The sequence below is a fragment of the Microbacterium sp. C448 genome, assembly GCF_000582705.2.
Classification (GTDB): domain Bacteria; phylum Actinomycetota; class Actinomycetes; order Actinomycetales; family Microbacteriaceae; genus Microbacterium; species Microbacterium lacus_A.
The window spans coordinates 1-7,973 of record NZ_HG779692.1 but is presented as its reverse complement, the minus strand read 5'-3'; the positions used below and the strand labels follow the sequence as shown (position 1 = coordinate 7,973).

Sequence of the window (7,973 nt, the reverse complement as noted above, 5' to 3'; positions counted from 1 at the left end):
GTGCAGGAGGAACTCTCCGACCCCGCCGTGCACGCCGATGCTGGCCGTGCGAAACGCGTCAACCGACGCTACGCCGAGCTGAGCCGGATCGTGGCCGCGTACGACGCGTGGACCGCGGCGACCGATGATCTCGCGGCCGCGCGTGAACTCGCGCGCGAGGATTCAGCCTTCGCCGAAGAGGTGCCCGGGCTCGAGGAGCGCGTCGAGGCGACGCAGGAACGCTTGCGGCGGTTGCTGATTCCGCGCGACCCCGACGACGCACGCGACGTGATCATGGAGATCAAGGGCGGTGAGGGCGGCGCGGAGAGCGCGCTCTTCGCGGCGGATCTGCTGCGGATGTACATCCAGTACGCCGCTTCGAAGGGCTGGAAGACCGAGCTGCTCGAGCGCACCGAGTCCGACCTCGGCGGGTACAAGGACGTCCAGGTCGCGATCAAGGGATCGTCGGCCGACCCCGCCCAGGGCGTCTGGGCACACCTGAAATACGAGGGTGGTGTGCACCGCGTGCAGCGCGTGCCGGCGACCGAGTCCCAGGGTCGCATCCACACGTCGACGACCGGCGTGCTGGTGTTCCCCGAGGTGGATGAGCCCGACGAGGTCGAGATCAACCAGAACGACCTCAAGATCGACGTGTTCCGCTCGTCTGGTCCCGGCGGTCAGTCCGTCAACACAACCGACTCCGCGGTCCGCATCACGCACCTGCCTACGGGCATCGTGGTGTCGATGCAGAACGAGAAGTCGCAGCTGCAGAACCGCGAGGCCGGCATGCGCGTTCTTCGCGCCCGGATCCTCGCGCGGCAGCAGGAAGAGATCGCGGCCGCGGCATCCGATGCCCGCAAGTCGCAGATCCGCGGGATGGATCGCTCCGAGCGCATCCGTACCTACAACTTTCCCGAGAACCGCATCGCGGATCACCGGACGGGCTACAAGGCCTACAACCTCGACCAGGTCATGGACGGCGCCCTCGGCCCCGTCATCGACTCCTGCATCGCGGCGGACGAGGAAGAGCGCCTGGCCTCTCTCGGCACCTGACGCTAGCCCCTTCCCACCTCGCTCCGCTGTCGCAAATCGACCGTGATGCGCCGCGTGAAGGTCGATGTTCGACAGCGGAGCGGCGTCTTGCGTCCTCCACCGGGGCCCTTGGGTCCCGGGACTCCACCGTCGCGGTGTTGACGGCGCTGCGGATGCTGCCCGGGCGACAGAGTGACTCGATGCCCCGCATCCCGCTCCCCGACGACCTGCCGCTTGCTTTCCGCACCGCCGACGCTCGTGCAAACGGAATCGGAGAAGGCAGGCTGCGCGGGTCCGACCTCCGGCGCCCGTTCCACGGTGTGCGCTCGCGCCGGGAACTCAGACTCCCGGACGTCGTAACCGAAGGCGAGCTCCATCGGGCGCGAATTGTCCGCGCGATGTCCGAATATGCGGAGCGGATGACGTCCGATGAGTTCTTCAGCCACGGCAGCGCTGCGATCCTGTGGGGCGCGGCGGTGCCATTCGGGGCCACCGAGGAACTGCACGTCGGCGTTCTGCACCCTCACCGGCTGCCTCGAGCCAGGGGTGTACGCGGTCATCAGGCGCGGAGCACCCAGACACGCGTCGTCGTGCACCCCGATACGGGGCTGCGCGTCGCAAGCCCTGCCACAACCTGGGCGATGCTTGGTGCTGTGTTGCGGCATCCGTACGACCTCGTCGCCGCGGGTGACTCCTTCATCCGTGTGCAGCGGATGCCGGGGCCTTGGGTACGCGAGATGCCACCGCCCCTGGCGAGCCGACATCAACTCGAGCAGGCTGTGCGAGCCGGGCGTCGGGTGGGCGGACCGGCGTTACGCGCGGCCCTTCCTCTCCTCAGAACAGGTGCTGCGTCTCGGCCCGAGTCATGGACACGTCTCACGATCTGCGACGCGGGGTTACCAGAGCCGGTCCTCGACTACGACGCCTATGACAAGAACGGATTGTTTATCGGATGCGTCGACCTGGCCTATCCCGAATTGAAGATCGCGATCGAGTATGAGGGGGATCACCACCGCACCGACGTGGCGACGTGGAACCGGGACCTCGCCAAGCACGATGCCCTCCAGGCCGCGGGCTGGCGTGTGATCCGCGTGAGCCGAACCATGCTGTTCGCGCAGCCGACCGAACTCATCACCCGCGTATGCGCGGCGCTGGCCCAGCGTTCCTAAGGTGCTCCGCTGTCGTATATCGACCTCGGGCGGCCCGGTAAACGTCGATATGCGACAGCGGAGCACCGGACGGCAGCGGATGGCGGTGGCCCGGGCGCGATATGGTCACCACGTGATCGCTTTCGTCATCCGCAGCCTCATCTTCGTTCTGTCCGCAGCTCTCGGGCTGCTCGTCGCCGACTGGCTGCTGCCGGGTTTTCAGATCCAGTGGAACGAGTGGTGGGGATTCGTGATCTGCGTGCTGATCTTCGCGGTGCTGCAGAGCGTGCTCGCGCCCTGGATCGCCAAGATGGCCCGCCGCTATGCGCCCGCGCTGCTCGGCGGCATCGGTATCGTTTCGACGTTCGTGGCGCTGCTCGTCGTCGTGCTGTTGCCGATCGGAGGCCTGCGCATCACGGATGCTGTCGCGTGGGTTCTAGGCCCCGTCATCGTGTGGCTGATCACGGCCCTTGCGACCATGTTCCTGCCCATGATCTTCCTCAAGAAGAAGATCGTAGAGGCCCGCGAGTCCCGCCCCTGAGGTCGCTCTTCGGGATCTAGCTGCCGGCGGTCGCCCGCACGCGCTGCAGCAGGCTCGGCGCCGTGCGGTCGAAGACCCGACCGCCGATCCCCACGCCGAGGACGAAGAACACAACGCCGAGCACCACGCCGACGGCCAGGGCGAGCCAGCTGAAGAGCACATCACCCGTCACGGCGGCCATGATCGCCAGGATGATCTCGGGCGATGCGAGCACCGCGGCGAGAATCCAGACGGCCAGGAAGCCGAGGAAGATCGAGAACGTCGCTCCGGGCACGCGCTTGAAGGGATTGTCGCCCGCCGCGGGCACGGGCACGAGCAGGTAGGCCGAACTCACCGCACACACGCCGTATGCCGTCAGCAGCATGCCGATCGCCGAACCGATGATCGCGGGCGCCAAATGCCAATCGCCGGTGATCGCGAGTGTGACCACAGCGGTGAGGATCACCAGCGGAAGCCCGACGGTCGCGGCCGCGAGCATCCGGCCGAGACGGTCCTGACGACCGCGAACACCCGTCGCGACGATCGTGCCGAAGGCGCTGCCGTCGTAGGACACATCCGCATACGGCACGATCCCGAGGACGAAGGCGACGAAGGTGGCGCTGAATGCGATGAAGGTGTTCGTCGCATCGCCTCGAGCCCAGAACATCACGAGCACGGGCACGAGCGGAACGGTGATGAGCTGACGGAGGTAGCGCGGATCGTGGATCCAGTAGGTCAGCGAGCGTGCCCAGCTCGCGCCGGTGCCGCCGGTGGGCAAGCGGCCGAACCATCCGATCTTTCCGGCGGCGACCTTGCGGCCGCCCCGAGCGGGGGGCGCGATGAGGGACGCCGAGAGGGTCCGGTGCCAGATGAACCACAACAGCGCGACGGTCGCGAGCGCGATGAGCAGCTTAGCGCCGGCGACGAGAGGCGCCCCGGATGCGAGATCGCCCGGTGCCGACCACGCGGCCGCGAGAGGTGTCCAGGACACGGTCTCGAGCACACCCGTCAGGGCGGTCACGTCGTTGGAGGGGCCGCTCGCTGCCCGCACAAGCGACGTGATTCCGGCGATGATCGGACCCGCGAGGATGAGCACGATGAACGCCAGCATCCACACGATTTCGCGGATTCGCCGGCCACCCGTCAATCCGGCCGCGATCGAGGCGAAGGTCCGTGAGACGACAACGCAGATCAGGATGCCGAGCGGCACGCAGACGACCGCCGCCGCAAGCGCAATCGGCCACCGCCACCAGGCGACGAGACTCGCAAGACCGCCCAGAATCGTTGCTAGACCGGGAATTCCGGTCGCACCGGCAGCGGTCAGCGCGACCATCATCCGGGTTGTCGTCAGGGGGAACGTCGCGAGACGCGACGGGTCGAGCGTCGTGTCGATACCGGCCGCGAAGACCGGTGCGAGGACCCAGCCGAGCGTCAGGAGGCTCCCGCCCGCGATGAGGACGAGCCGCGTCACCTCCAGGCCGAGGGTGCCGACGAAGAACAGACCGAGCGCGATGAGCGCGACGGCGCCGACGGCCCACAGGGCGCCGAAGATGAATCCGACGAGCTGCCATGGCTGTCGGGAGAGCGTATTGCCGAGGACGCGGAACCGGATCCTCAGGAGAGTCGCAACCACTCGGGCCCCTCCGTGTGGTGACGGCCGCCGACGAGCTCGACGAATCGGTCCTGCAGTGTCGCGTCGCCGCGCACCTCGGCGACCGTACCTGCAGCGAGCACGCGACCTGCCGCGATGACGGCGACGTGGTCGCACATGCGCTGCACGAGGTCCATCGAGTGGCTCGACACGATCACCGTTCCGCCGCCCCTCGTGTAGTCGCGCAAGATGTCCTCGATGTTCGCGGCCGAGACGGGGTCGACCGACTCGAACGGTTCGTCGAGGACGAGGATGCGGGGGGCGTGCACGAGAGCGCAGGCCAGGGCGATCTTCTTCGTCATACCCGCCGAGTAGTCGACGACAGGGGTGCCGGCGGCCGCCGTGAGGTCCATGATGCGGAGGAGGTCGGCGGTGCGCGCCGCGACATCCGCATGGCTCAGCCCGAACATCATGCCCGTGTATGTCACGAGTTGTTCGCCGGTCAGGCGGTCGAACAGGCGCACGCCGTCGGCGAGGTTGCCGATCATGGCCTTCGCGCGGACGGGCTCGGCCCAGACATCGACTCCGTGGATGAACGCACGACCCGCATCCGGCCGCAGCAGACCCGTGGCCATCGAGAGCGTCGTGGTCTTACCGGCGCCGTTGGGGCCCACGAGTCCGTAGAACGAACCCTCCGGGACGGCAAGGTCGAGCTGGTCGACCGCGAGCTTCTCTCCGAAGCGCTTGACGAGACCGTTCAGTTGCATGGCGAGAGCGGGCGAGGCGGATGGTGGCGGCGGGGCCGCGGCAGGAGTCGGCGAGGTCACCGTTTCACGCTATCGGGCCCGGCGCGGTGACTGGTATATCGCCGCACCGGTGTGTCGCGCCGCCCGCCGGCCCGGCGATCGCACGGATGCGCCGCGCGGGGCAACCGTTCGCGGCGCTCGTGCTTCGCCGCGTCAGATCGAGTATTCGGGGGCCGTCAGAAGCGCCCGCGTATCCTCGCCCGGACGGCGCGCACGCGCCTTCGCCGGGATGCCGACGAGCACCGAGTTCGCCGGCGCATCTCGGGTCACGACGGCGTTCGCTCCGACCGCCGAGTCGTCGCCGATGACGACGGGTCCGAGGATCTTCGCGCCCGCCCCGACGACCACGCGGTCGCCGAGCGTGGGGTGGCGCTTGCCGCCCTCGCGCTGACGGCCGCCGAGCGTGACGCCGTGGTACAACATGACGTCGTCGCCTGCTTCGACGGTTTCACCGATCACAACACCCATGCCGTGGTCGATGAAGAAGCGGCGCCCGAGCTGCGCGCCGGGGTGGATCTCGATGCCGGTCAGCCAGCGTGTCACCTGCGACAGCGCGCGCGCCAGGAACTTCGCGCCGCGCACCCACAGACGGTGATGGATGCGATAGGCCCAAACGGCATGCAGACCCGGGTAGAGCAGTCCGATCTCGAGGTCCCCGCGCGCGGCGGGATCCCGCAGACGAGCGGCTGCGACATCCTCTCGTATCGTCAGCCAGACGGAACGCAGGACCACGTCACTCCTCGCGCAGGTGCTCGTACAGAGCGGTGGAGAGGTAGCGCTCGCCCGCCGAGGGGACGATCACGACGATGTTCTTGCCCGCGGCCTCGGGGCGCCCCGCGATCTGCAGGGCTGCCCAGATGGCCGCGCCGCTGGACATGCCGACCAGGATGCCCTCGTCGGTCGCCACCTTGCGCGCGACCTCGAGGGTGTCTTCGAACGAGACGTCGATGACCTCGTCGATGACGTCGCGGTCGAGGATCTCGGGCACGAAGTTCGGGCCGATGCCCTGGATCTTGTGGGGGCCGGGGTGGCCCTTCGTCAGGATGGGGGAGTCGGCGGGCTCGACGGCCACGATCTGCACGCCCGGGACGCGCTCCTTCAGCACCTGACCGACGCCCGTGATGGTGCCGCCCGTGCCGATGCCGGCCACGAAGTATCCGATGTCGCCATCCGTGTCGTGCAGGATCTCCTCCGCGGTCGTCTTGCGGTGGATGGCGGGGTTGGCCTCGTTCTCGAACTGGCGGGCCCAGATCGCGCCCGGGGTGTCGGCGACGATCTGCTTGGCGATGTTGACGGCTTCCGACATCCCCTTCGTGGGGTCGGTGAGCACGAGCTCGGCGCCGAACGCCTTCAGCAGCAGGCGCCGCTCTTTGGACATCGAGGCGGGCATCGTCAGAATGACCTTGTATCCGCGGGCGGCGCCCACCATGGCGAGGGCGATGCCCGTGTTGCCGCTGGTGGACTCCACGATGGTTCCGCCGGGCTTCAGTTCGCCGGATGCCTCGGCCGCGTCGACGATCGCGATGCCCAGGCGGTCCTTGACACTCGAGACCGGGTTGTAGAACTCCAGCTTCGCGAGCACGACGCCGCCGAGTCCTTCGGTGACTCGGTTCAACCGGACGAGGGGGGTGTTTCCGAATGCGGACGTGATGTCTGAGTGGATGCCGGCCATGGGCGTGCCTTTCGGGATGTCACGGGATGTCGCGGAATGGATCGAAGCTCCGGCGTCGTCATCGACGCACTCCACGAGCCTAGGCGAGGCCCATCCAGCTCGGCTCGATTGTGACGAATCCGCGGATCCGCGGCCCGGGAGGACGGCCCCCGGTAATGTGGGGGCGCTCATGGCTTCCTCCGAACACCCCGCTTCTCCGCGCGCGCTCGCGACCGTCCTGCAGGAGGCCGCGCAACGGCTCGCCGCGGCGGGCATTGCCGATCCCGGCGTCGACGTGGAGCTGCTCGCCGCACACGTGCTCGGCACGAGTCGCGGGGGAGTGCAGGCTGCGAGCATCCGGGGTGATGCGATCCAGAGTGAGGATGCCTTGGCATTCGAGGCATTCGTCGAGCGCCGCGCCGCGCGGGTTCCCCTCCAGCACCTCACCGGGCTCGCCCCGTTCCGCCGACTGGTGTTGCAGGTCGGTCCCGGGGTTTTCGTGCCCCGGCCCGAGACGGAGATCGTCGCGCAGTTCGCGATCGATTCCCTGGGGGCCGCGGCAACGCCCTCGCCGGTCGCCGTCGACCTCGGCACGGGGAGCGGTGCGCTGGCCTTGGCGCTTGCGACAGAGGTGCCGCACGCGACGGTCTACGGTGTCGAGAAGTCGCCGGACGCCTTCATCTGGGCGAAGGGCAACGCGGAGTTCGTCGGAGCGACCAACGCGCGCATCATCCGCGGTGACCTCGATACGGCTCTGCCCGAGCTCGATGGCACGGTCGATGTCGTCGTCTCGAACCCCCCGTACGTGCCGGACGATGCGATCCCGCGCGACCCTGAGGTCCGCTTCCACGACCCCGAGACCGCGCTCTATGGTGGGCCCGACGGCCTCGACGTGGTGCGCCGCGTGAGCCGAGCCGCCCTGCGCCTCGCGCATCCGGGCGGCACGGTCGTGATCGAGCACGGCGAGTGGCAGGGGGCGGCGGGGGGCGACATCCTGACGGCGGACGGATGGCGCGCGGCAGCGACGCATCCGGATCTGACGATGCGCGACCGCGCGACGACCGCGCTGCGCCCCTGACCCTCGCGCGGAGAAGGGGAACTCCCGTGCCCGCCGTAGACTTGGCGGGACATGTCCGACATCTTCGACTGCCGCGACGAGGCGCAGCTCCTCGCGGGCCTGCGGCACGCACGACGTTCGATCGCGCTTGGCGAACTCGTGGTGCTGCCGACCGACACGGTCTACGGC

General features: G+C 68.6%; 8 protein-coding genes and 1 pseudogene. 5 read left to right on the top strand and 4 right to left on the bottom strand.

What is annotated here, in order from left to right:
- The 3 genes from prfA to MIC448_RS09630 all read left to right on the top strand — a co-directional run.
- A partial coding sequence (prfA, locus tag MIC448_RS09640) for a peptide chain release factor 1 (RefSeq protein ID WP_036298830.1) occupies window positions 1–1,032 on the top strand: 1,032 nt, incomplete at its 5' end.
- Between the two features lie 179 nt (window positions 1,033–1,211).
- A complete protein-coding gene (locus tag MIC448_RS09635) occupies window positions 1,212–2,180 on the top strand; it encodes an endonuclease domain-containing protein (protein ID WP_036298828.1) in 969 nt (322 codons plus the stop codon).
- A gap of 112 nt (window positions 2,181–2,292) precedes the next feature.
- The gene (locus MIC448_RS09630) at window positions 2,293–2,700 is read left to right on the top strand and encodes a phage holin family protein (RefSeq protein ID WP_036298833.1); all 408 of its coding nucleotides are present in this window, start codon (window positions 2,293–2,295) and stop codon (window positions 2,698–2,700) included.
- 16 nt (window positions 2,701–2,716) lie between these two features.
- On the opposite strand, the gene MIC448_RS09625 is transcribed toward MIC448_RS09630, so the two are convergent.
- The 4 genes from MIC448_RS09625 to cysK form a co-directional block, all read right to left on the bottom strand.
- Entirely contained in the window at window positions 2,717–4,312 is a 1,596-nt protein-coding gene (locus tag MIC448_RS09625) for a hypothetical protein (RefSeq protein ID WP_036298826.1), read from the bottom strand.
- Complete coding sequence (locus MIC448_RS09620) at window positions 4,294–5,037, bottom strand: ABC transporter ATP-binding protein (RefSeq protein ID WP_036298820.1); 744 nt, start codon at window positions 5,035–5,037, stop codon at window positions 4,294–4,296. Before MIC448_RS09620 ends, MIC448_RS09625 begins: the two co-directional genes overlap by 19 nt.
- 192 nt (window positions 5,038–5,229) lie before the next feature.
- Window positions 5,230–5,808 carry a serine O-acetyltransferase EpsC gene (gene epsC, locus MIC448_RS09615; protein ID WP_036298818.1) on the bottom strand — a complete coding sequence of 193 codons (579 nt, stop codon included), beginning with the start codon at window positions 5,806–5,808 and terminating at the stop codon, window positions 5,230–5,232.
- A gap of 1 nt (window position 5,809) precedes the next feature.
- Window positions 5,810–6,748: a cysteine synthase A gene (gene cysK, locus MIC448_RS09610; RefSeq protein WP_036298831.1), complete on the bottom strand. Its 939-nt coding sequence runs from the start codon at window positions 6,746–6,748 to the stop codon at window positions 5,810–5,812.
- Window positions 6,749–6,917: 169 nt separating this feature from the next.
- Here cysK and prmC point away from each other — a divergent pair, with 169 nt between their 5' ends.
- A complete protein-coding gene (prmC, locus tag MIC448_RS09605) occupies window positions 6,918–7,805 on the top strand; it encodes a peptide chain release factor N(5)-glutamine methyltransferase (RefSeq protein WP_036298816.1) in 888 nt (295 codons plus the stop codon).
- A gap of 51 nt (window positions 7,806–7,856) precedes the next feature.
- Window positions 7,857–7,973, top strand: a pseudogene (locus MIC448_RS16410) (threonylcarbamoyl-AMP synthase); the annotation flags it as partial.

What these genes read in the sequence shown, in the direction of transcription:
- cysK (WP_036298831.1), bottom strand. Translation starts at nt 6,748, where the DNA reads ATGGCCGGCATCCACTCAGACATCACGTCCGCATTCGGAAACACCCCC.
- MIC448_RS09620 (WP_036298820.1), bottom strand. Translation starts at nt 5,037, where the DNA reads ATGCAACTGAACGGTCTCGTCAAGCGCTTCGGAGAGAAGCTCGCGGTC.
- prmC (WP_036298816.1), top strand. Translation starts at nt 6,918, where the DNA reads ATGGCTTCCTCCGAACACCCCGCTTCTCCGCGCGCGCTCGCGACCGTC.
- MIC448_RS09635 (WP_036298828.1), top strand. Translation starts at nt 1,212, where the DNA reads ATGCCCCGCATCCCGCTCCCCGACGACCTGCCGCTTGCTTTCCGCACC.